The 23002-nt window shown below is 62.9% G+C and carries 21 protein-coding genes; 15 read left to right on the top strand and 6 right to left on the bottom strand.

Annotation, left to right across the window (positions count from 1 at the left end; translation table 11 throughout):
- Positions 1–16: 16 nt before the first annotated feature.
- Genes BJY26_RS15200 through BJY26_RS15190 form a run of 3 tightly spaced genes read left to right on the top strand, consistent with a single transcriptional unit; the run spans position 17 to position 2804 of the window.
- Positions 17–817 carry an SDR family NAD(P)-dependent oxidoreductase gene (locus BJY26_RS15200; RefSeq protein WP_179429045.1) on the top strand — a complete coding sequence of 267 codons (801 nt, stop codon included), beginning with the start codon at positions 17–19 and terminating at the stop codon, positions 815–817.
- A gap of 42 nt (positions 818–859) precedes the next feature.
- Complete coding sequence (locus tag BJY26_RS15195) at positions 860–2035, top strand: NAD(P)/FAD-dependent oxidoreductase (protein WP_179429044.1); 1176 nt, start codon at positions 860–862, stop codon at positions 2033–2035.
- Positions 2036–2051: 16 nt separating this feature from the next.
- Positions 2052–2804 (top strand): OBAP family protein, encoded by a 753-nt coding sequence (locus tag BJY26_RS15190; protein ID WP_179429043.1) that lies wholly within the window; start codon positions 2052–2054, stop codon positions 2802–2804.
- On the opposite strand, the gene BJY26_RS15185 is transcribed toward BJY26_RS15190, so the two are convergent.
- Entirely contained in the window at positions 2801–3907 is a 1107-nt protein-coding gene (locus tag BJY26_RS15185) for an FUSC family protein (protein ID WP_237248779.1), read from the bottom strand. The genes BJY26_RS15190 and BJY26_RS15185 overlap by 4 nt on opposite strands.
- 166 nt (positions 3908–4073) lie before the next feature.
- Here BJY26_RS15185 and BJY26_RS15180 point away from each other — a divergent pair, with 166 nt between their 5' ends.
- Positions 4074–4310: a DUF1660 family phage protein gene (locus BJY26_RS15180; RefSeq protein WP_179429042.1), complete on the top strand. Its 237-nt coding sequence runs from the start codon at positions 4074–4076 to the stop codon at positions 4308–4310.
- A 94-nt stretch (positions 4311–4404) separates the two neighbouring features.
- Positions 4405–6213: an MFS transporter gene (locus BJY26_RS15175; RefSeq protein WP_179429041.1), complete on the top strand. Its 1809-nt coding sequence runs from the start codon at positions 4405–4407 to the stop codon at positions 6211–6213.
- Positions 6214–6230: 17 nt separating this feature from the next.
- Here BJY26_RS15175 and BJY26_RS15170 read toward each other — a convergent pair whose 3' ends face one another.
- From BJY26_RS15170 to BJY26_RS15150, 5 genes are all read right to left on the bottom strand, one after another.
- Positions 6231–6611 carry an ArsR/SmtB family transcription factor gene (locus tag BJY26_RS15170; RefSeq protein WP_179429040.1) on the bottom strand — a complete coding sequence of 127 codons (381 nt, stop codon included), beginning with the start codon at positions 6609–6611 and terminating at the stop codon, positions 6231–6233.
- A 121-nt stretch (positions 6612–6732) separates the two neighbouring features.
- Entirely contained in the window at positions 6733–7002 is a 270-nt protein-coding gene (locus tag BJY26_RS15165) for a hypothetical protein (protein WP_179429039.1), read from the bottom strand.
- Between the two features lie 122 nt (positions 7003–7124).
- Positions 7125–8228: an enolase C-terminal domain-like protein gene (locus BJY26_RS15160; protein WP_179429038.1), complete on the bottom strand. Its 1104-nt coding sequence runs from the start codon at positions 8226–8228 to the stop codon at positions 7125–7127.
- A gap of 29 nt (positions 8229–8257) precedes the next feature.
- On the bottom strand, positions 8258–8830 hold the full coding sequence (locus tag BJY26_RS15155; protein ID WP_179429037.1) for an acetate uptake transporter family protein: 573 nt from the start codon (positions 8828–8830) through the stop codon (positions 8258–8260).
- Positions 8831–9038: 208 nt separating this feature from the next.
- Positions 9039–10781 carry a glycoside hydrolase family 15 protein gene (locus BJY26_RS15150; RefSeq protein WP_179429036.1) on the bottom strand — a complete coding sequence of 581 codons (1743 nt, stop codon included), beginning with the start codon at positions 10779–10781 and terminating at the stop codon, positions 9039–9041.
- A 143-nt stretch (positions 10782–10924) separates the two neighbouring features.
- Between BJY26_RS15150 and BJY26_RS15145 the strand changes: the two genes are divergently transcribed.
- From BJY26_RS15145 to nrfD, 10 genes are all read left to right on the top strand, one after another.
- On the top strand, positions 10925–11968 hold the full coding sequence (locus BJY26_RS15145) for an SDR family oxidoreductase (protein WP_179429035.1): 1044 nt from the start codon (positions 10925–10927) through the stop codon (positions 11966–11968).
- A 196-nt stretch (positions 11969–12164) separates the two neighbouring features.
- Complete coding sequence (locus BJY26_RS15140; RefSeq protein ID WP_237248780.1) at positions 12165–12524, top strand: hypothetical protein; 360 nt, start codon at positions 12165–12167, stop codon at positions 12522–12524.
- Positions 12521–13138 carry a gluconate 2-dehydrogenase subunit 3 family protein gene (locus tag BJY26_RS15135; RefSeq protein WP_179429033.1) on the top strand — a complete coding sequence of 206 codons (618 nt, stop codon included), beginning with the start codon at positions 12521–12523 and terminating at the stop codon, positions 13136–13138. The genes BJY26_RS15140 and BJY26_RS15135 overlap by 4 nt, the downstream gene beginning before the upstream one ends.
- Positions 13138–14763 carry a GMC family oxidoreductase gene (locus BJY26_RS15130; RefSeq protein ID WP_179429032.1) on the top strand — a complete coding sequence of 542 codons (1626 nt, stop codon included), beginning with the start codon at positions 13138–13140 and terminating at the stop codon, positions 14761–14763. The genes BJY26_RS15135 and BJY26_RS15130 overlap by 1 nt, the downstream gene beginning before the upstream one ends.
- A 57-nt stretch (positions 14764–14820) precedes the next feature.
- Complete coding sequence (locus tag BJY26_RS15125; protein WP_179429031.1) at positions 14821–16629, top strand: thiamine pyrophosphate-requiring protein; 1809 nt, start codon at positions 14821–14823, stop codon at positions 16627–16629.
- A 33-nt stretch (positions 16630–16662) separates the two neighbouring features.
- Positions 16663–16932, top strand: a complete 270-nt coding sequence (locus tag BJY26_RS15120; protein ID WP_179429030.1) for a DUF7218 family protein — start codon at positions 16663–16665, stop codon at positions 16930–16932.
- Positions 16933–16969: 37 nt separating this feature from the next.
- Entirely contained in the window at positions 16970–17557 is a 588-nt protein-coding gene (locus BJY26_RS15115) for a cysteine hydrolase family protein (protein WP_342354675.1), read from the top strand.
- A 9-nt stretch (positions 17558–17566) separates the two neighbouring features.
- A complete protein-coding gene (gene fdh / locus BJY26_RS15110; RefSeq protein WP_179429029.1) occupies positions 17567–20860 on the top strand; it encodes a formate dehydrogenase in 3294 nt (1097 codons plus the stop codon).
- Entirely contained in the window at positions 20857–21915 is a 1059-nt protein-coding gene (locus BJY26_RS15105) for a 4Fe-4S dicluster domain-containing protein (RefSeq protein ID WP_179429028.1), read from the top strand. Before fdh ends, BJY26_RS15105 begins: the two co-directional genes overlap by 4 nt.
- Entirely contained in the window at positions 21912–22994 is a 1083-nt protein-coding gene (nrfD, locus tag BJY26_RS15100) for an NrfD/PsrC family molybdoenzyme membrane anchor subunit (protein ID WP_179429027.1), read from the top strand. The genes BJY26_RS15105 and nrfD overlap by 4 nt, the downstream gene beginning before the upstream one ends.
- Positions 22995–23002 lie beyond the last annotated feature (8 nt).

Below are 23002 nucleotides of genomic sequence, written 5' to 3'. Positions count from 1 at the left end.
AACAGGTTTGGGTCTCATGAAGCTGAACATTTCCGGCCGTACCGCTTTGGTCACGGGAGCCGCGTCCGGCATCGGATTCGAAGCCGCACACCAACTGATCGGTGAAGGCGTCACGGTCGTGATGACCGATCACAACGCCGACGACGTGACCGCGGCGCGTGAGCGCTTGGACAGCGAGCACGACAAGACGGGCGTCGTCGCCGCCGACGTGACGAGCCTGGCCGACTTGTCCCGGATGCACCGGTACGTCAGCGAAAACTTCGGGCCAATCGACATCTTGGTGAATTCGGCCGGCATCACGGGTGCGACGGGCAGCTTCCATGAAATCGACGACGCGGATTGGGTCCACGCAGTCGAGGTGAATTTGCACGGTCCGGTTCGGCTCACCCGGGAGTTCCTCCCCGACCTGCGAAGCGGCGGATGGGGGAGAATCGTCTACCTGGCCTCGGAAGACGCCACGCAGCCGTACGAGGACGAACTGCCGTACTGCGCGGCGAAGGCCGGTGTGCTTGCGTTCGCCAAGGGCCTGTCCCGGACCTACGCTCGCGAGGGCTTACTCGTCAATTGCGTCTCTCCGGCGTTCATCGAAACGCCCATGACCGACGCAATGATGCGCGGGCGCGCCGAGGATCTCGGCGTCGGATTCGATGAGGCGATCGAATCGTTTTTGGCCGAAGAGCGGCCATTCATGTCGTTGGGACGCCGCGGCCAGCCTGCCGAAGTCGCCTCGGTCATCGTGTTTCTTTGCTCGGACGCCGCGGGCTTCGTCAACGGTTCGAATTATCGAGTCGATTCCGGGTCCGTCGGCTCGATCTGACTCGCCCAGGCCCCGGACCCCATCGACGAATTGGAGACAGAGATGAACGACGCATACGACTACGTGATAGTCGGCGGCGGCATGACGGCCGATGCCGCCGCCAAAGGCATTCGAGAAAATGACGGCACGGGGAGCATCGGCATTTTCGGCGAGGACGTCGATCAGCCTTACACGCGGCCGGCACTGTCCAAGAAGCTCTGGACGGATCCGCAGTTCACGCCGGACGACAACTGGCTGAACACAGCAGACGAAACCGGAGCCGACATCGCGCTGAAAACCCACGTGGCGCAGCTCGACCCGACCGGCCGCACCATCACGACCGACGCCGGGAAACGCATCAATTACGGCCGCCTGCTGCTCGCGCAAGGGTGCACCCCCAACACGCTTGAGCATGCTCCCAGCGACAAGGTCATCTATTTCCGGTCGTTCGCCGACTACCGGAGACTGCGTGAGTTCTCGGGCCGGTCGCTGCACATCGCCGTCGTGGGCGGGGGATATATCGGCATCGAACTCGCCGCGGCGCTCGTGCAGAACGACACCCAAGTCACGATGATCTTTCCGGATCAGATCTTGGGAGGGTCGCAGTTCCCCGACGCAGTGGCATGCCGGCTGCACCGAACTTATGACGAGCACGAGGTGACGCTTGCGGCCGGCCGTTCGGTCGAAGACATCGCAGAACGCGGTAGCCATGTCGAGCTCACCTTGGACAGCGGCGAAACCATCGACGCGGATGCCGCAGTCGTCGGTCTCGGCGTGACGCCGAACACCGATCTGGCCGAACACGCCGGAATCGTCGTCGAGGACGGAATCACCGTCGACGCTCGGCTCATGACGTCGGCACCGGACATTTACGCCGCGGGCGACATCGCCTCGTATCCCGACCGGATCTTGGGCCGGCGCCGGGTCGAACACGTCGACAACGCCACGCAGATGGGGGCGGCCGCCGGCCGAATCATGAGCGGCAGTTCCGAACGCTACGACCACACGCCGTACTTCTACTCGAACGTCTTCGACATCGGTTACGAAGCGGTCGGCACCCTTGACGCGCACATGCCGATCGTCGACGACTGGCTCGGAGACGATCGGTGCGTTGCCTATTACCTCGGCGACGATGCCGTGGAGGGCGTGCTGTTGTGGAATGTCGACGAACGACGCGACGCAGCCCGCGCGGCACTCGGCCGGCCGCGGCAGGCCGAACTCCGCGGTCTGATCTCGTGAGCGCGGGAGACTGACGATGAATAGGAAAATCGGCAAGCGACCGAGCCCGGTGACCGCCGCCGGCTCACCCACCGGCGGCTGGCTCTCCGTGCTCGAGAACGGCGCGAAGCTGCTGCAGAACTCGTCCCCGTTACGCGGCTTCGACGCGTACGTCGTCGGCTTCCACTGCCCGAAGAATGAGCCGGACATGCAGATGGAGGCGCACCACTATTGCCGCGCCGTGAACGATGACCTTTTGCAGTGCGTACTTTTCGACGGCAACACCCCGGAGGCCAACCTCATCGGCATCGAATACATCATTTCCGGCAGTCTCTTTGCGGGGTTACCCGCTGATGAGCAGGCCTATTGGCACCCGCACAATTTCGAAGTTCTCTCTGGACAACTCGCCGCTCCGGGACTTCCGGAAATCGTCGAAACGTCGCTGATGAAGCTATTGATGAATTCGTACGGCAAGACATGGCACACGTGGCACACCGGCCGGCACGACGGCGAAGCAGGCGATCAAATTCCACTTGGCGATCCGAAACTCATGTGGTCGTTCAACCGCGACGGAGAATGCGATGAATCGCTCAAGAAGGACCGCGATCGGGCCATGGGCATCGACACCGCCGCAAACCGCGACCGGCGGCAACGGCTCGTTGCAGGGGCCCGCCCGCAACGCGGCGTGAACGCCATGAAGGATCAGTTCGACGGCACCACGGCCATCCCCGGCGTCGTCGATATGTCGGACGACGGGCACCCGCCGGCTGGCCCGCGACCAACGAGCTAACGCACCGGCCTCGTCGAGGCAACGTCGTCGACGATGTCGACGATTTGCAACGTCGCCGTCAAGAGTGCGCCGTACGTGGGCCAGTGCAACGACGGCAGCTCCTTTTCCGACAGCTGCGCCGCCAGCTCGTGCACCTCGGCACGCAATGATGCCACGTCCGCATCCGGGTCCGCGATTTTCATCCCGGTCTCGCGGACGATTTCGAGCCACGACGTGCGGAATTCCTCATCCCATTCGCTTTCGGCATACGTGGATTCACGGATAATACGCGCCAACTGGCGTAGCTGAGCCACGCCCTCTTCAAGCCGCGGCAACACGTCGGAATACGCCGGCGGCAACGCTTTCCGTCGAATGAGCCATCGACGCGGATTGAACCGGCTGCTTTCATGGGCAAATCCGACGGCCTGCCACGCGGCTTGGACCTCCCGGTCCATCGACCTGGTCCGGTCTATCCATTCATCGGAGCGCTGCGCATCCCAGGTCGATGACAATTCATCGACCATGTCGCGCATCAGCACTCCCATGTTTCGATTGATCGCGTCGACTTGATTGCTTGCGCTGCGCTCGCGCAGCGGCGGCAAGACAACCGTATTGACGACGAGGCCGACGACTATGCCTATCGCCACCTCGACCAGCCGATCGCCGAAAAGCGCGGTTTGGTGATCGTATCCGGAAGCGAGAATGAACAATGCCGTCGTGGCGACCGCGACGCCTTCGTCTTTCAGCACGCCGACACGGGAGAGGGCGAGTCCGACGACGAGCGCGACGGCGAGCGCCGTGATGGTCACGCCGAACAATTGGACGGCGACGAACGAGATCACCACGCCAAGGCCGGAAGCGACAATTGACTGTAGTCCGCGGGTGAGGGTTCGATAGACCGTCGCGTGAACCGTCAGCAGGGCAGTCCACGGCGCGAGAAAGGCTTGCGGCAGGTCGAGGACTTCGGCCGCGAGCCACCAGGCCAGGATTGCGGCAGCAACGGATTTCGCGATTTGCAGGGCGTCGGTGAGGAATTCGGGTGTCCGGACCGTCGAAAGGGCCGAGGAAACCCGAATTCTCAGACGCGGTGCTACTGTGCGTCCAAAGGAAGTCGTGGCAGGCATCGCGCGTGCATCTCCGTCGTATTGTCGCTTGTGTTCATTGCCGGCGATTGGGGCCGCAAGGACGTATCGGCCGAGACTTGACCGCAGGGAAAACGCTACGCACCGTTGTCGGGCGACACAAGTATGCGTATCGGGTTTCACCCGGACCGCGTGTTAGCGTGCTGGCATGATCGCTTGTCGCGTATTCGGCCACCGTGTGGGCTTTCGGGCCGCCGGCGCGACTGTGCAATGGTCATGCCGGCGGTGCGGTCAAGCGGCCGGATCGAAAACCTACGGCACCGAAGCCGAGGCGCAGCGATATGCTCGCGCATTCGATCGGAGCGACTCCGATGATAGTGGCCGTCGGGCCCCGCTACTGGGAATGTTCCCGTTGCGGATCTGGCGTCTCTTCCGACGCCGATAGCCGGCTGCTGGCCAATCTGGGCCGCTGCGTCTAGGGTGTGAAATGAGGTCGAGTCCAGGCTGATTCCACGCGCCCGCCATGATGAGGTGACGCAATGAGCCGCGACGTTGAACTCGGCACTATCACCACTAAAGTCCCTGCACGGCTCGACCGGCTTCCGTGGTCGCATTTCCACTGGCTGGTTGTCGTCGGCCTCGGTAGCGTGTGGATCCTCGACGGCCTGGAAGTCACGATGGTCGGCAGCGTTGCCGCCCGCCTGACCGAAAACGGCAGCGGCATCTCGATGTCGCCCGGACAAATCGGAACGGCAGCCGGCATTTACGTGCTCGGCGCTTGTCTCGGTGCCTTGTTCTTCGGCCAGCTGACAGACCGGTTCGGCCGGAAGAAACTGTTCATGATCACGTTGACCGTTTACCTGGTGGCGACGGTGGCCACCGGGTTTTCGTTCTCTCCCTGGTATTTCTTCATAGCCCGGTTCGTCACCGGTGCGGGGATCGGCGGAGAATACGCCGCGGTGAATTCGGCGATTGATGAACTGATCCCGGCACGTCTTCGCGGGCGGATCGACTTGATCATCAACGGCACATACTGGCTCGGTGCGGCGGGCGGAGCGGCGAGCGCTCTGTTCTTTCTCAATACCGACATTTTCTCCAAAGATCTCGGCTGGCGTTTGGCCTTTGCGCTGGGCGCCGTGCTGGCGATTTTCGTGTTTGTGGTGCGTAAGAACGTGCCGGAGAGCCCGAGGTGGCTATTCATCCACGGAAGGGAAGAAGAAGCCGAGAAAATTGTCGATGACATCGAGTCGGGAGTTCACGACGAGACCGGGCAGCAGTTGTCCGAGCCCGACAAATCGTTGACGGTTCGTCAACGCACGTCCATCTCGTTCGTTGAAATCGCCAAGGTGGCCTTCAAGACGTATCCGAAGCGCGCGATACTGTGCTTTGCGCTTTTCGTCGGGCAAGCGTTTCTCTACAACGGCATCACCTTCAACCTGGGCACGTTGTTTCACGGGTACTTCGGTATCGCGTCGGCAATAGTCCCGATCTTCATCATCGTCTGGTCGCTGAGCAATTTCGTCGGACCAGTGGTTCTTGGCCGCCTATTCGACACAATTGGGCGCAAGCCGATGATCGCGATCAGCTATATCGGTTCGGCCGTGATCGCGGCGGTCCTTGCTCTAGTGTTCGTTTCCCATGCCGGAAACGAATGGGTATTTCTGGTGATCCTTGCCGCGTGCTTCTTCCTTGCGTCGTCCGGTGCGAGTGCGGCGTACCTGACGGTCAGCGAAATCTTTCCCATGGAGACGCGAGCTTTGGCGATCGCGTTCTTTTATGCAATCGGCACGGCAGCAGGCGGAATCACCGGGCCGTTACTGTTCGGCCAGATGATTGGTTCCGGTGACCGCGGTCTCGTTGCAGTAGCGTTCTATATCGGTGCGGCCGTGATGGCAGCCGGCGGTATTTGCGAACTCTTCTTCGGCGTCAAGGCCGAAGGAGCCGACCTCGAAGACATTGCGCAACCGCTGACGGCCGGTGACGCCGGCGGTCGGTCTCATGACGAGACGCCGACCGATGAAAGCGCCGGCTCGGAAACGCCGCGGCGCCGCGAAGGATCGATGACCGGCGTCCGGCGTTACCGCCCGGGCCCCGGAGAGTCCGGTCTCTATGCGCCGTGGGCCTCGGTGTCCTCGCGGAGCGGCGACGGTGACACGCTCGAGCAAGAAGTTCTCGCTCTGTCACGTGTCCTCGGCGAGTCCGGGCCAATGGGAAGCCGTGAACTCTATCGACAAGTCGGAGCCCGGTACTGGGGCCCGGGCCGTTACCGCAATGCGTTACGGCGTGGACTCGACGACGGGGTGATTCGCCGTGGCCGCCGCGGCCGATACGAATCAGGCTCGAAGTAGTGCTTCGTGCAAGCGATCTAACGTGATGCGCTTGCCGTATCGCGCATCGCGTTCAAATGCTCGGCAATTTCCGTAAGCGTATCGAGGTTGACGGTATAGACGATTTCGTCGCCGACCGTTGATGCTGCAACGGTGCCGGCATCGACGAGCACCTTGATGTGTTCAGACAAGCTGACACCGGGTGACGGCAATTCCGCCGCCAACTCCTCCAGCGTGGAGTCTCGTTGCTTGCACAACAATGTCAGGATTGCGCGGCGGCACGGGTTCACCAAGGCGTTGTACAAAGGATCCGTCAATGATTCGTGGCTCAAACCGAAGAATTCGATCGGCTCGACGTCGGATTCGACCTCGTCGGATTCAAACGGAGAGTTGGAAACCGGATCGGATAGCATCGACATTTCTGCTCGATTCTCGTTGTCATCGACCGGCCGATACTTAACCGCGTTTCCAGGCTACATTCCGGCGTGCCGTCGAACAATATGGGCGGTTAAACGGCGGCGCCGGCTAAGGCGAAGAGGCTTATCCGACATCCGGCGATCGGTTGGTGCGATAGGCTTCGGTTGCTCCGCTGGCACCCGCGGACGGGTCCTCCCCGGGACCTACGCCAAAAGTTTCGGTCTTGTCGCCCGCAGTGTCCGCGCCCGACGGCGTGTCGTCCGTCTCGTTGTCGTCTTCCTCGTCGGCGGCCAGAAGCGTTGTCTCGTCGTCGTCCGCGTTGTCGAATGCATCGTCACGCAGGTCGTGCGTCCCGCTGGGAATTTCATTGTCGTTGCCGTCGAAATCCGTCATGAGGGCCTCCCTGTTTCAACCCAGTGCTCACTAGTGAGGGGCCGTTGCGCTATCTCGGCCCTAAATCGCCGGCTGCTTGACTCATTCGAGCTTATGCCCGGCGGGGGCGGGCCTTCAAGGGCTCAAAGGACTCGCCACCGCTCGATGTCGTTGGTCTTGACGCGGATTCCGTTTCCGGGGGCGACCGGATCGGGACGAACGGCGCCGCCGGTAGGGTCCAATGTGCCGTCGAAGAACTTTTCTTCGATGCGGACGTGGTCGTGAAACCACTCCAGATGACGAAAATTCGACGTGGCCGCGGCCGCGTGGACGTGCAAGTGCGGACTGCAATGCCCGGATACTTCCAGGCCGAAAGCTTCCGCCACGGCGGCCGATTTCAACCAGTTCGTGATACCGCCACAGCGTGACGCGTCGATTTGAAGACAATCGACGGCGCCGGCGGCGCACATCCGGCGAAAGTAGAAAACGTCGAAGCCGTACTCTCCGGCGGCGACGTCGGCCGCTGTCATCATGCGGATCTGCCGCAATCCTTCGAGGTCGTCCGACGACACCGGCTCCTCGATCCAATGCACGTCGACGTCTTCGGCTGCCTTCAGCACCCGAACCGCTTGTTTGCGCGAATAGGCGCCGTTGGCGTCGACGAACAGTTCGACGTCATCGCCAACGAGCCGGCGAGCGTCTCGCATGCGAGACAAATCGCGTCCGGGCTCATTCCCCCAATCTTCGCCGATCTTGATCTTCACGCGGGGCAAATGCTGGTCGTGTACCCATCGATTGAGTTGCTGTTCTTGTTGCGCGTCCGTGTAGGTGGTGAATCCGCCGCTGCCGTAAACGGGCACGTCGTCGCGCACTGCGCCGAGCAAGCGATGGAGCGGCAAATCGAGTAGGCGCGCTTTCAAATCCCAGAGCGCGACGTCGACCGCTGAGATGGCGTACCCGACTGCGCCCTGTCGCCCGGCGTTACGTACTTGTTTCACCATCGCATCGAAACAACCGCCGACGTCGAACGCGTTCGACTCGCGTACGACGTCGCTCAAGAGGCCCGAGACGATGGACGCGCACGCGGGCGGGCCATAAGTCCATCCGGTCCCCACGGTGTCGCCCGAATACGCCTGCACCAAGACGAGAGTTGTCGAGTTCCATGACAACGTGCCGTCGGCCTCCGGCACGTCGGTCGGCACGGTGTACGCCCGTGCCGTGAGATTGTCGATCGTCGGGGTTTCCATAGTGTTGCTCGATTCCGGTGGCGGAAGGTTTACGATTGCCGACGGGCTCTGGCGACCCCTTCGCGTTCGACGACGAAGGCGGCGCAGATCGCCGTCAGTCCCAACACCAAGCCGACCCAGCCGGATATTGTCAGCCAGACGTGCGACGCAGACGCCTCGGCAATTCCGGTTGCGACGAATCGTGCCGCGGCGAGCGTCATCACCGTCATCGCCGCCGGTTTTTTGAACGCCGAAGCCACTGGCACCAAAAGCGCCGCTCCGGCCACGATCAATCCGACTCCGAGCCCCGGGCTGCTCGCGCCCGGCGGCGATGTCAGGGTACTGATTCCCACGAACGCCCACGTGCCGGCTAAAACGCCCATTCCCGTCGAAGCGACCGGATCGCGGCGGACGAACCCGAAGATGCACGCCACGACCTGCAAGGGCACAGCCAACACGAGTGCTGCCAGGGCGGCCGTCGATCCTTCGGTGAGAGGGACCCACCCGAGCTCGACAGCGCTGAACGTCACCGTCACTATCAGCAGGGCAAGGAATCCCAACGGCAACGGCGTGGCCACCGCGCGTCCGACGATTCGGTTTTCGGTTTCTACTTCGTGGCCCATGGAACGGCCTCCGCTTCCGAAAGAGCGGCGCGGAGGACGGCGGCCTGAGCCGACTCGGGCGCGTAGACCCGCTCAATCAATGAGATGAACCGCCGACTGCTTGGCAGATTTTCACACTACCGCCGATTCCGTCGCACGCGAAAGCCGCCGATCCGTGCTGTTGTCACTGTGCTGTCGTCACGGGCAGCGTGCGGGCGGCGTGCGGAAACTACGCGAGCCGCTTCGCCGCCTCGAGAAGCGCGCCGTGTACGAAAGCCTGGGGGAGGTTGCCGCGGAGCTGACGTTGGCCGATGTCGTACTCCTCGGTGAAAAGACCCGGAGATCCGCACGCGTCGCGGTTGCGATCGAAGTGGCGCAGCGCCTCGTCGCCCTTCCCGATTTGGTTCAACACCATCGCCATGTCGAATCCGCACATGAGAAATGCTCCCTCGGCGTCGGCGAGGTCGCGGGCGTCCTGGCTGAAACGATAAATGTACCCATCGCGGCCGAGGTCGCGGCGTATCGCCTCGACGGTGGCAACCGAACGCGGGTCGTCGGCGTTGAGCGCACCGCGGAGAATCGGCAGCAGCAATGAGGCGTCAACGCGTGGGTCGTCGGGGGAGCGTTGCCATCTTCCCTCGGGGTGCAGGCAGTCGGCCCCGACGTTTGCCACGATTTCATCGGCGCGAGCGTGCAAGCCGGCGCCCTTCCCGGCATCGGCGTACGCAGCGATGGCCCTGAGTCCTGCCGCGCAGTTGAGCCGAGAGTGCGCCCACCGCGCGCTCCCGAGTTCCCAGATCCCGGAGTCGGGCTCGGTCCAGTGCCGATTGACGGCCTCGATGCACACGTCCACGGCGCGCCAGCCGTCCGCATCAAGCATGTCGCGGCCCGCGGCCGCGGCAAACAGCAATAGTGCTTCGCCGAACACGCCCAGCTGAAATTGGTCGCTGGCACCATTGCCAACTTTGTCCGACCCGCCGGGATATCCGGGCAATCCGATATGCCGTTCATCGGGCACCGGGCCGCCGGTGACTGTATAAGCGGGCGCCAGGCGGTCGCCGTCGCTCAGCAACCGCGCGGACACGAACCGCACCGCATCGCCCAGCAACGGGTACGCGCCGCATGCGGCAATCGCTTGACCGACAATGCACTGGTCACGAATCCACACGTAGCGGTAATCGTAATTGCCGCTGCCCTTTGCCCGCTCCGGCAGGGAAGTGGTGGCGGCCGCCACCATTCCGCCCGTGGCGCTTGTCATCCCGTGCAAGACGGCGTACGCCTGCCGGGCATCGGCGGGAGTGAGCGTGTCGGTCAGGTCCGGGACGGCGTCCGCCCAGGCATGTTCCGTCGCATCCCACATGAACTGCGGGTCCACCGGCGCCTCGACCGGCGCGTAGTCGCCGATTTCAAGGGTCAGATCGCGATGATCGCCTTCCTCGATAGCGACAACCGCCTCGAGAAACCCGTCGTCGGTGAGGACTGCATCGTCCAGACCGGTGATGCGTAGGTGAAGCGGCCCCGAGGTCGCTGTCCAGACCCCCGAGTCATACTTCACGTCGGTCATGTCGTTGCGGCCAAAGCATGCGTGGACATCCAGGTGGATGCGCACGCGTGCCTCGCCGAGCGCTGCGTAGACCCGGCGCAACAAGATCGCGCACCGGGGATCGGCGGGCATGGCAAGAGCATTGCGGCACTCGATGATGCTGTCGGTGGTGATCCACCTGCCGCGCCATATCAGGCTGCCGGGCTCGTACTGGCCGCCCCAAACCGTGCGAGGATCCTCGGGGGAGACCGAATATACGCCTCCGCCGCCCAATAACGTCGAGAAGACGGCATCGTCGTGCCACCGCGGCACGCACATCCACGCGATGTCTCCACGTGGCCCGAGCAAAGCGCCGCGCTCGCCGTCGGCAATGAGCGCGTATTCACGCAGGACGTGCGGCGGGAATTGTTCGCTGAGAGAAGTGCCCATGAAGTTGATGGTGTCACAATTCGAACGGGCTCTTCCGAAATGGTAGGCCGCAGGGCAAGCGCGTTGACTGCCCGTGCGGTGACGAGTAGACATGGTTGGTGTCGAGCAAGCGGCGTCTTCGGTAGAGAATCTGTGAGGCTCGAATGCGCAAATCGATTGCGGGATCAGTAGTTGTCGTCACGGGCGCCAGCGGCGGAATCGGCCGCGCGACCGCTATAGAGTTCGGACGCCGCGGAGCGACTGTCGCGCTCATCGCCCGAGGTCGCGCCGGCCTCGACGGGGCGGTTCGGGACGTCGAAGCCACCGGCGCCGAGGCGTTGGGAGTTAGTGCCGACGTCTCGGACCCGGACCAGCTGGAGTCGGCCGCCGACCAGATCGAGGATCGGCTGGGCGGGATCGACGTGTGGGTGAACGTTGCATTTACCTCCGTTTTCTCACCGGTCCGCGAGATCACTCCTGCCGAGTTCGAACGCGTGACTGCGGTCAGCTATCTCGGGTACGTTTACGGAACCCTGCAAGCGTTGAAGCGCCTGCGTGGGGCCGGAGCGATAGTTCAAGTGGGCTCGGCGCTCGGGTACCGCGGCATTCCTCTGCAAGCCGCCTATTGCGCGTCCAAACATGCGATTCAGGGGTTCAACGAATCTCTGCGGTGTGAACTTCTGCACGAGCGGAGCCGACTCCGCACGACGATGGTGGTCATGCCCGCCGTGAACACTCCGCAATTCTCATGGCTGCTGTCTCGGCTGCCCAAACACGCGCAGCCCGTTCCGCCGATCTATCAGCCGGAAGTGGCTGCGCGCGCAGTCGTCTACGCTGCCGAACATCCCGGACGTCGCGAATACTGGGTCGGTTTCTCGACCGTGAAGACACTGCTCGGCAACATGATCGCGGCCGGACTGTTGGACAGGTATCTGGCCCGGACCGGGTACTCGGCTCAGCAAACCGCCGAGGATCGCGACCCCTCCCAGCCGGCGAACCTCTGGCATCCGGCGGACGCCGACAAGGACTACGGGGTCCATGGCGTGTTCGATGACGACTCTCGGCAGTCGAGCGTCCAAGCGTGGGCGTCCAGGCGACACGCACTGTTGGCTGCCCTTGGGGCAGTGGCCGGGACGGCGGCGGCCGCGGCGGCCGTCGTGGTGAAGCGTCGGATCGGCGGCGGCGAGGACGCACGGGTCGGCGGCTAGACATGCCCGGGTACGCGGAATACGCTGAGTGCAACGCCCTAGTCCGTGGCGCAGACTTCCGATTCGGGAAGGATGCTCCATGGCTCAACGCGCGCGAAATGCGCTACGGCGACGCACTCGCAAAACTGCTTACGGAATCGATCGCTTGATCCGGGACGTGGAAACGGGGCGATTCGAGCGGAGCTTGTCGGCCTTCATGGCAGCAGGCAGTATGATCACTGCCGCGGAAATCTACTTTGAACATGACAGCGCCAGCTTCGGCAACAAGAACATGTGGTTGCCCGTTGTCGCCGGCCCGGTCGGCACGGCTGCCGGTATCGCCGGTTTCGCCAGTCACCGAATGGCCAAGACGGTATTGCCTGTCACGTCGGCGCTGATCGTGGCCAACGGCCTGCAAGGTCTGTACCTCCATGCGCGCGGAATACGGCAAAAGCCCGGCGGCTGGTCAAACTTTCGGTACAACATGGAGATGGGCCCGCCGCTCCTTGCCCCGCTGCTGGTCACGATGGTCGGCGGGATGGGGTTGCTCGCATCGATTTTGAGGCGAGAAAAGTGAGCGGCGCATTGCCGTACCGGCGGTTCGGTGACTTCGACGTGATGAGCCAGGCCGAGCATTGGGACCCGGTCACGCGTGAACTCGTCGAATCCAGACTCGGCCGGGGGGACGGCCGGATATTCTTCACCGATGCGGAACGCGAAACGGCTGCCGCGCTCTTCGATCAGTTGATGGGCCAGCACAGCGAACCTCGGATTCCGGTTCTCGAGCCGGTGGAATCTCGCTTGGCGGCCAACCGGACCGACGGCTGGCACCATCAGGATCTTCCGCCGGACCGAGTGACGTGGCGGAAATCGTTGGCCAACCTCGATGCCGACGCCGATTCAGCTTTCGGCGGCCGATTTTCCGAGTGCACGTTGGACGAGCAGGTGGAAATCCTGCGCGGCGTCCAGGGCCTGAGTTCGCAGCTGTGGCACGGTCTGCGAGCGACTGAAGTCTGGAATTTGTGGATGCGTTACGTGTGCGCGGCCTTCTACTCCCACCCGTGGGCGTGGAACGAGATCGGGTTCCCCGGTCCGGCGTACCCCCGCGGTTACAAGAATGCGGGAATCGGCAAGAAAGAGCCGTTCGAAGCTGAGGAAACTCATCCCGAGCAAGGGCCGGTGCCGTACTGATGCCGGGCGTACGTAGCCGCAATGAGTCCGCCTGGCTGTTGCCGACCGACGGCACGCGGACCAACCACGCGCTGCGAGCAGACATGCGGCGCTTTTCGCACGATAGCGAGGTCGACGCCGTAGTGATCGGCTGCGGCGCCGGCGGATCGACGATGATTCAACGTTTGGCGCGTTCCGGCTGGTCGGTCATCGGATTCGACGCCGGCCCGTTTTGGGACCCCGACACCGACTGGGTCAGCGACGAGGCAGGCTCCCATGACCTGTTTTGGACGGATTCCAGGATAATCTCGGGCAACGATCCGGTCCCGCTGGGAGCGAATAATTCAGGTCGAGGAGTCGGCGGTTCAATGGTCCACTTCGCCGGTTACGCACCCCGGTTCCATCCCAGCGATTTCCGGACGCAGTCACTGGACGGCGTCGGCGTCGATTGGCCGTTGTCGTACGACGAATTGGAAGGATACTACCGCGCCATCGAAGAAGAGCTTCCCGTTGCCGGCGAGCGCTGGCCGTGGGGAAAGCCGCATTCGTACCCGCATCGGCCGCACCCGGTCGGCGGTAACGGCGAAGTGTTCCAACGCGGTGCTCGCGAGTTGGGTCTGACCACGAAAGTCGGCCCGGTCGCCATCAGCAACGGGAGATTCGGCAACCGACCGCACTGCATTTACCGCGGGTTTTGCCTGCAAGGCTGCAAAGTGAACGCCAAAGCGTCGCCGTTGATCACCCATATCCCCGACGCGCTTGCCCATGGCGCCGAGATCCGGCCCGACAGCATGGTGACGAAAATCGACATCGACGAGCGGACCGGCCGGGCAACCGGCGTCCGGTACGTGCACGAAGGCGTCGAACATTTCCAGCGAGCACGACTCGTCGTCGTGGCCGGCTATTCGATTGAGACGCCGCGTCTTTTGCTGAACTCGACGTCGAAACGATTCCCGGACGGCCTGTGCAACGACCACGATCTGGTTGGGCGTTACCTCATGGTGCAAGGCGCCCCGCAGACAAGTGCGCGGTTCGAAAGCGAAATCAGGAAGTACAAGGCGCCCCCGCCGGAAGTGACGTGCGAAGACTTCTATGAAACCCAGCCGGACAAGCCGTACAAGCGCGGTTTCTCGTTGCAGAACGTGGCTCCGCTTCCGGTCACCTGGTCCGAGCACTTCACGGCGCAGGGATATTGGGGTGAAGAATTGCGCCTCCGGATGACCGACTACGTGCATTGGGCCTCAATGGGCTCGCTGTGCGAATTGCTGCCGCAAGCCGACAACCGGGTGACCTTGGACGAGCAGACGGACCACAACGGCATGCCGATCGCCAATTTCGCCTATTCGACCTGTGAAAACGACAGGCAACTCGTCACGGCAGCTCAGACGAAGATGGAGGAGATACTGCGCGCCGCGGGCGGTTCGGACCTGATCACGATCCGGCGGTTCGCCCACCTGGTCGGCGGGGCCCGGATGGGGACGGACGAACGTAGCGGAGTCGTCGACGCGTCATGCCGCTCTTTTGCCGTGGACAATCTGTACATCACGGACGGAAGCGTCTTACCGACGCAAGGCAGCGCCAATCCCGCGCTGACGATCATGGCGGTTGCGGCCCGAGCGGCCGACATACTCAGCCGGCGAGGTTGAGCGACCCGCATCACATCACAGCATGTCGACAGTGACAACTAGGAGGATGAGAACCGGATGGCTAAAGAATCGGTAGCAACGTATCTGCTGGGGCGGCTTCGCGAATGGGACGTCGAAAAGGTGTTTGCATTCCCGGGCGACGGTATCAACGGCATCGTGGCTGCATGGTCGCAAGCCGACGAGAACGACGTTCCGCGCTTCATCCAATCCCGGCATGAAGAAATGAGTGCGTTCGAAGCCGTCGGCTATGCGAAGTTCACCGGAAAAGTCGGAGTCTGTATGGCCACCTCCGGGCCCGGAGCCGTGCATTTGTTGAACGGTCTCTACGATGCCAAACTCGACCACCAGCCCGTGGTGGCAATCGTGGGCCAGACCAACAGGACGGCGATGGGCGGATCGTACCAGCAAGAGATCGACCTGATGAGCCTGTACAAGGACGTCGCCAGCGAGTACGTGCACATGGTTACTGCTCCGGAACAGTTGCCGAACGTGTTGGACCGCGCCTTTCGCACGGCGTTGGCCGAGCGAGCGCCGACGGCGATCATCATCCCGCTTGACGTGCAGGAAATGGAATACTCGCCGCCGACGCACGCCTTCAAGATGGTGCCCTCGAGCACCGGGATCAGCATGCCGACGGTTGTCGCCGACGATGAGGCAGTTCGGCGGGCCGCTGCGGTTCTCAACGACGGCAAGAAGGTGGCGATCCTGGCCGGCGCCGGCGCGAAGAATGCGCGCAGCGAATTGGAGCAGGTGGCCGATCTTCTCGGTGCCGGCGTTGCTAAGGCCTTATTGGGCAAAGACGTATTGCCCGATGATTTGCCGTTCGTGACGGGGGCGATCGGCCTGCTGGGCACTCGCCCGAGTTACGAAATGATGATGGAGTGCGACACGTTGTTGACTGTCGGCTCGAGCTTTCCGTACTCGCAATTCCTCCCCGAATTCGATCAGGCCCGCGGCGTCGAGATTGATATCGACGGAAAATTCATCGGTATGCGCTATCCGTACGAGGAAAATCTCGTCGGCGACGCCAAAGCAACTTTGCAGGCGCTCATTCCGCACTTGCAGCGTAAAGAGGACCGCGCCTGGAAGGAGAAGATCGAGTCCAACGTCGCACGCTGGTGGGAGGTGATGGAGGCCGAGGCCATGGTCGAGTCGAACCCGGTCAATCCGCTTCGCGTGTTCTCCGAGCTGTCGAAACGACTTCCCGACGATGTGATAGTGACGGCTGATTCCGGCTCGAGCGCGAATTGGTATGCGCGGCAGCTGAAATTCACCGGCAACATGCGAGGCTCGCTGTCGGGCACGCTTGCCACAATGGGCCCGGCCGTGCCGTATGTGATTGGCGCGAAGTTCGGTTTCCCCGACCGTCCCATTATCGCCTTTGCCGGCGATGGGGCCATGCAAATGAACGGGATGGCGGAACTCATCACCATCAAGCGTTATTGGGAGGAATGGAGCGACCCGCGGTTGATCGTGTGCGTGTTGCACAATAACGACTTGAATCAGGTGACGTGGGAGATCCGGGCGACCGAGGGCGCGCCGAACTTCCTCGAATCGCAGCGGATGCCGGAAGTGTCGTATGCGAACTTCGCCGAAAGTATTGGCCTGAAAGCGATAGTGGTCGATACTCCGGACGGCGTGGGCCCGGCCTGGGATGCGGCATTGTCGGCGGACCGTCCCACGCTTCTTGACATGTACGTCGATCCGGATATGCCGCCGATACCGCCGCACGCGACGTTTGAGCAGGCAAAAGACTCCGCGCTGGCGCTCTTGAAGGGAGACCCGAACCGGTTGGGGATCCTCAAACAAGGAATCAAGACGAAGGCGCAAGAATTCTTGCCGCACAACAATTCCGAATCGCAATAGTGAAGTCCGTACCAACAGATTGGGGCGTCGACGATGGCACCGGCAAACAAGAAGTCACGACTGAAGAAACCGCAAATGTACGAGGACCTGCGTGAGGAGGGCCAGTCCAAGGAAAAGGCCGCTCGAATCTCCAATGCGTCGGCAAGTGAAGGAAAATCGAAGGTCGGCAAGCGTGGCGGTAAGGCCGGCAGCTACGAGGATTGGACCGTTGATGAACTGCGCGGACGGGCCAAGGAACTCGGGTTGAGCGGCTATTCGAAACTGAACAAGAGCGACTTGATGAAGAAACTCCGCAAACATTGAGTAGCGCACGCCCGTAGCGGCGACCACATAAGCCGAGGTGAATTGGCTCATCAGTACGGCGATCGTGATAGTTGACATGCAAAACGCATATTTTGAAAACCCGCGGCTCGCGGCTTGCCGGTCGCGCGTGACCGAGCAGTGCAACGAGTTGATACGGCTCGCACGACAAATCGGTGCGCTCGTGGTGAACGTGCGCACCGAGCACTTGCGAGACAAGTCAACGTGGACCTTGAACATGCTCGACGACGACCAGGGGTATCTGTTTCGCGGCAGTAAACAGGCCGCCTGCGTCGACGGTCTCGACATCGCGGATTCGCAGCCGATAGTCAAACGCCGGGACAACGCGTTCCTCGGGACGGATTTGCTCCGGCTGCTGCAAAGCGCGAAGATCACCGAACTCGTCGTGGCCGGCGTCTCGACGCATACGTGCATCGCGCAAACCGCGAGCGAAGCGTATGCGCGGAACTTCCGTGTTGTTCTGGCGAAGGATGCGGTGGCCTCGCACGACCCGGAATACGAGGCGGGAATGCTTTCAATGCTTCTTGCCGAATATCGGCAAGAAGCATTGTCCACGTCCGTGATCTCCGAGCGTCTTCTCGGCTGTGAACCATGCCACATGGAGTAGCCTGAGACCATGTCGCGGTTCAGCTTTCTGGAATGGCCGGTCTTCCGGCAGCTGCGTTCCGATGACTCGTTCGGACGCGGGTCGGCGGTCACCTCGCCAAAAACGCGGTCGATTACGCCGCGGACGACGACGGCGGATCGGGTCGTGCAGAGCGTGTGCCCGTATTGCGCGGTCGGCTGCGGCCAGCGCGTGTTCGTCAAGGACGAGAAGGTCGTGCACATCGAAGGCGATCCGGACTCGCCGATCTCCCGAGGACGACTGTGCCCCAAGGGAGCTGCCAGCGAGCAGCTCGTCAACGCATCCGGTAGACAAACGCGGGTACTGTACCGTGCCCCGCGCTCGGACACGTGGGAATACCTCGATCTCGACACCGCCACGGAAATGATCGCCGACCGTTTCATCGCTTCGCGGCGCAATACCTGGCAGGACGCGGACGACACGGGCCGGCCGTTGAAGCGGACGATGGGAATCGCGGCTCTCGGCGGCGCCACCTTGGACAACGAAGAGAATTACCTCATCAAGAAGCTCTTCACCGCCGCCGGGGCGATCCAGCTGGAGAACCAGGCACGTATTTGACACTCCGCCACGGTTCCCAGTTTGGGAACCTCGTTCGGGCGCGGCGGCGCCACCCAGTATCTGCAGGACATGGCGAATGCGGATTGCATCATCATCCAAGGTTCCAACATGGCCGAATGCCATCCAGTGGGGTTCCAATGGGTGACGGAAGCACAAGCCCGCGGCGCGACGGTCATTCATATCGATCCTCGGTATACGCGGACGAGCGCGGTCGCCGACCAGCACGTGCCGATCCGGGCGGGCTCGGACATCGTGCTCCTGGGGGCTCTGATCAACTATGTCATCGGCAACGATCTGTGGTTCAAGGAATACGTGACGGCGTATACGAATGCCGCAACAATCGTGAACGAGGACTTCCGCGACACCGAAGACCTCGACGGACTGTTCTCGGGATACGACCCGGAGACCGGCGCGTACGATACGTCGTCCTGGCACTATGAGACAGCACCCGAGGAAGGCGACCTGGGGGAGCCGCCGGGCACTTCGGAACATTCCACGGGCGACCATTACGGGAGCGGAGGGCCCCCGTTGGGCACGGCTCGAACTGTGCGGGACGAGACGCTTCGCCATCCGCGCACGGTATTCCAGATTCTCAAACGCCATTATTCGCGCTACACCCCGGAGATGGTTCGCGACGCGTGCGGCATCGCCGTCGAGGACTTCGAACGCCTCGCCCGGACCATCACGCGGAATTCGGGCCGCGAGAGGACGACATGTTTCGCCTATGCGGTCGGCTGGACTCAGCACTCGATGGGCGCCCAATTCATTCGTACGGCGGCTATCTTGCAACTGTTGCTGGGAAACGTCGGCCGACCGGGCGGCGGGATCATGGCTCTGCGCGGCCATGCCAGCATCCAAGGCTCGACCGATATTCCGACGTTGTTCAATCTCCTGCCCGGATACCTGCCGATGCCCAGCGTGGACAAACCGTCGCTGGAGAAGTATCTCGACGGGATCGCGTCGAAAAACCAGAAGGGCTTCTGGGCCGACGCGGATGCGTACACAATCAGCCTGCTCAAAGCATGGTGGGGGAAGGCCGCCGGAGAGGACAACGATTGGGCCTACGACTACCTGCCGCGCATCAATGGGCCGCACGGGACCTATCAAACGACGATGAGCATGCTGGACGACGATGTCGAAGGGTATTTCGTCTTCGGTCAGAACCCCGCGATCGGCTCGGCCAACGGACGGATGCAGCGCTTGGCCATGTCGCATTTGAAGTGGATGGTGGTCCGCGACTTCAACCTCATCGAATCGGCCACCTGGTGGAAGGACGGCCCCGAGATCGAGTCCGGAGAGCTGCGGACCGATGAGATCGAGACGGAAGTATTCTTCCTTCCCGCGGCCAACCACGTGGAAAAGGCCGGGACCTTCACTCAAACGCAGCGCCTGCTCCAGTGGAGACATCAAGCAACCGACCCGCCGGGGGACTGCCAAAGCGAATTGCAGTTCTTTTACGAACTCGGCAAACGGATCAAGCGCAAGCTCGCGAATTCGAGCGATCAACGCGACCGGCCCATCCTCGACCTGACGTGGGATTATCCGACCGACGATGCGGGCGACCCCGATGCCGAGTCCGTTCTGGCAGAGATCAACGGCTATCACTTGTCCGGGGCCGACGCGGGGCGCCCGCTGAGTTCTTATACGCAGATGCGCCCGGACGGCTCGACATCCGGCGGTTGCTGGATTTACACGGGCGTTTACGCGGACGGCGTCAACCATGCGGCGGACCGTGTACCGGGCGGGCAACAGAGCCCCCCGGCCCCGGAGTGGGGCTGGGCGTGGCCGGCCAATCGGCGAATTCTCTACAACCGAGCGTCGGCCGATCCGGAAGGAAAGCCGTGGAGCGACCGCAAGAAGTACGTCTGGTGGGACGAGACCGAGGGCCGATGGGTCGGTGACGACGTTCCGGATTTCCCCGTCGATCGCTCACCCGACAGTCGGCCCGGGCACGACGTGGGCGGCGCGGCCGCATTGGCCGGCGACGACCCGTTTGTCATGCAAGCCGACGGCAAGGGCTGGCTGTTCGCTCCTCAAGGCATGGTCGATGGCCCGTTGCCCACCCACTACGAGCCGCAAGAGTCGCCGGTGGCGAATCCGCTCTACCGCGTGCAGCGGAGCCCGGCCCGGGTGACGTTCCCCCGCGAGGACAACTTGAGCGCCCCGAGCGGCGACGCCCCGGGAGCCGACGTTTACCCGTACATGTTCACGACGTACCGATTGACCGAGCACCATACGGCCGGTGGAATGAGCCGTTGGCTGTCGTACCTGTCGGAATTGCAGCCGGAGATGTTTTGCGAGATATCCGCCGAGCTGGCGGCGGAGCGCGGGCTCGACCCCTACGGATGGGCAACGATCATTTCCCCGCGTGGCGCGATCGAGGCCAAAGTCCTCGTGACCGCGCGAATGACGCCGTTGGTGGTGAACGGGCACACGGTTCATCAGATCGGCCTTCCCTACCACTGGGGCGTCGGGGACGACGCGGTGGTCTCCGGGGACGCGGCAAATGATCTGCTGGGAGTGACTCTCGATCCGAACGTGCAAATCCAAGAGTCCAAGACCGGATCGTGCGACATCCGGGCGGGTCGAAGGCCGCGGGGCGCGAAACTGCTTGAGCTGATAGGCGAGTACCGGGAGCGTGCCGGCCTGACGGTAGCGACCGGCAACGACAAGCCCACGTCGTCCGGCTTGGGACAAAGTGGTGATCAACCGCGGAGGAACACATGACCGACCAGCTTGCCGAGCCGACCGAGCTCGCCGACGACGCCGGCCGGCCGGCGCAACACGCGCGTCAAGGCTTTTTCACCGACACGTCGATTTGTATCGGTTGTAAAGCCTGCGAGGTGGCGTGCAAGGAGTGGAACCACAACCCTACCGACAGCGAATTCGAACTGCTCGGCTCGTCCTATGACAATACGGGGGGTCTTGGCGCCAATACCTGGCGTCATGTCGCATTCGTCGAACAAGATCAGGACCGTATTGAAAAAGCACGCGAATCGGGCCGTGCTCTCGTCGATCTGGGCATGCCCGGCATCGGCCCGCCCGAGACAAAATCGGCAGCGCCGTCAGCGGGTCGGCCGCAGGCGGATCCGGTCGAGTTCTCCGTGTTCGACATCGCCGCCGGAGATACCGCGCCGCCGGACACTCCGGAATTCCGGTGGTTGATGTCGTCGGATGTCTGCAAACACTGCACTAACGCGGGCTGTCTTGACGTCTGCCCGACCGGGGCGCTGTTCCGCTCCGAGTTCGGAACGGTTGTGGTGCAGGACGACATCTGCAACGGGTGCGGTACCTGCGTGGCGGGCTGCCCGTTTGGCGTGATCGAAAGGCGCAGCGACGGCACGGTATCCCCGAAAGCCGAACGCGATGAGCAGGTGGCGGACGAGCCCGGCACTCCCAACGCCGGGATCGCCCAAAAATGCACCCTGTGCTATGACCGGATGGTTGACGGGCAGACGCCGGCGTGTGCCCAAGCCTGCCCGACGACGTCGATCAAGTTCGGCGATCACGACGAGATGGTCAGCACCGCGCGGGAGCGGGTGTCCGACCTTCAAGCGCGCGGCCTGACCGAAGCACGGCTTTACGGCGCGAACGAGAACGACGGAGTCGGCGGGACCGGTTCGATATTCCTGCTGCTCGACGAGCCCGAGGTTTACGGGCTGCCGCCCGACCCCCGGGTGCCCACCGCCGATCTGCCGCAAATGTACAAGCGCGCCGGCCTGGCGGCGGTCGGCATGATGGCCGCCGCGGCTGCCGCTTTCCTGTCCGGAGCCATGAAATGACGGTGTCCGACTTCGATAGTCACCGGCCGCCGGAATTACCGCGTCGGCGACGTCGAAAACCGGGAAAGAGATCCCGCGGGTCCGGCGACGGCTCCCGCGAGACGCCGATGGTCCCGCAGGCCGAATTCAGTTCGTACTACGGACGGCCGGTGGTCAAACCGCCGCCATGGGAGAACCCGATCGCGGCCTATCTCTTTCTCGGCGGAGTCGCGGGAGGCTCGGCGCTACTGGCGTTCGGCGGGCAGGCGGCGGGATTGACGACGCTGCGACGCAATTGCCGGCTTGCCGCAATTTCCGCAGCGGGGGCCGGAACCGTTTGCCTTGTCGCCGATCTCGGCCGCCCCGAACGATTTCTGCACATGTTGCGCACGTTCAAGGTGACGTCTCCGATGAGCATCGGATCCTGGATCCTCAGTGCCTTCAGCGCGGCAGCATCGATACCCGCCCTCTGCGAACTTGATCGCGTGAGCGGTCACCGAGTACCGATCGGTCCCTTGCGAAAGGCGCTTCGAGCGCTGGAGGCCCCGGCCGGCGTCGGAGCGGCAATTCTCGGAGCCCCGCTTTCCGCCTACACTGCGGCGTTGCTGGCCGACACGGCCGTACCGTCGTGGAACGCCGCGCGTGAAGACCTGCCGTTCGTGTTCGTCAGTTCGGCCGGGCTCGCGTCGGGCGGACTGGCGATGATCACCACCCCCGCGAGCGAGGCAGGGCCGGCGCGCAAACTAGCCGTACTCGGCGTCGCCGGTGATCTGCTCGCCTCACAAATAATGGAAAAGCGCATGGACCCCGTTTCGGCCGAGCCGCTGAACGAGGGACGGCCCGGCGCAATGCTGAAATGGAGCCGACGTCTTGCTGCGGCGGCCGGTATCGGCACGATTGTGGCCGGGCGGCACCGCGCCGTTGCCGTGGCCTCGGGGCTGGCCCTGCTGGGTGCTTCGGTCTTGACGCGTTTCGGAATCCATCAAGCCGGCATCCGCTCGGCCGAGGACCCCCGTTTTACGATCGAGCCGCAAAAAGCCAGGCTTGCCGCCCGGCGAGCGGCGGGAATCGTCGACGATTCGATCACGACAGCCGGCTGATTGACACC

The sequence above is a fragment of the Spelaeicoccus albus genome (assembly GCF_013409065.1).
GTDB lineage: Bacteria > Actinomycetota > Actinomycetes > Actinomycetales > Brevibacteriaceae > Spelaeicoccus > Spelaeicoccus albus.
This window is presented reverse-complemented; position numbering and strand designations above follow the sequence as displayed.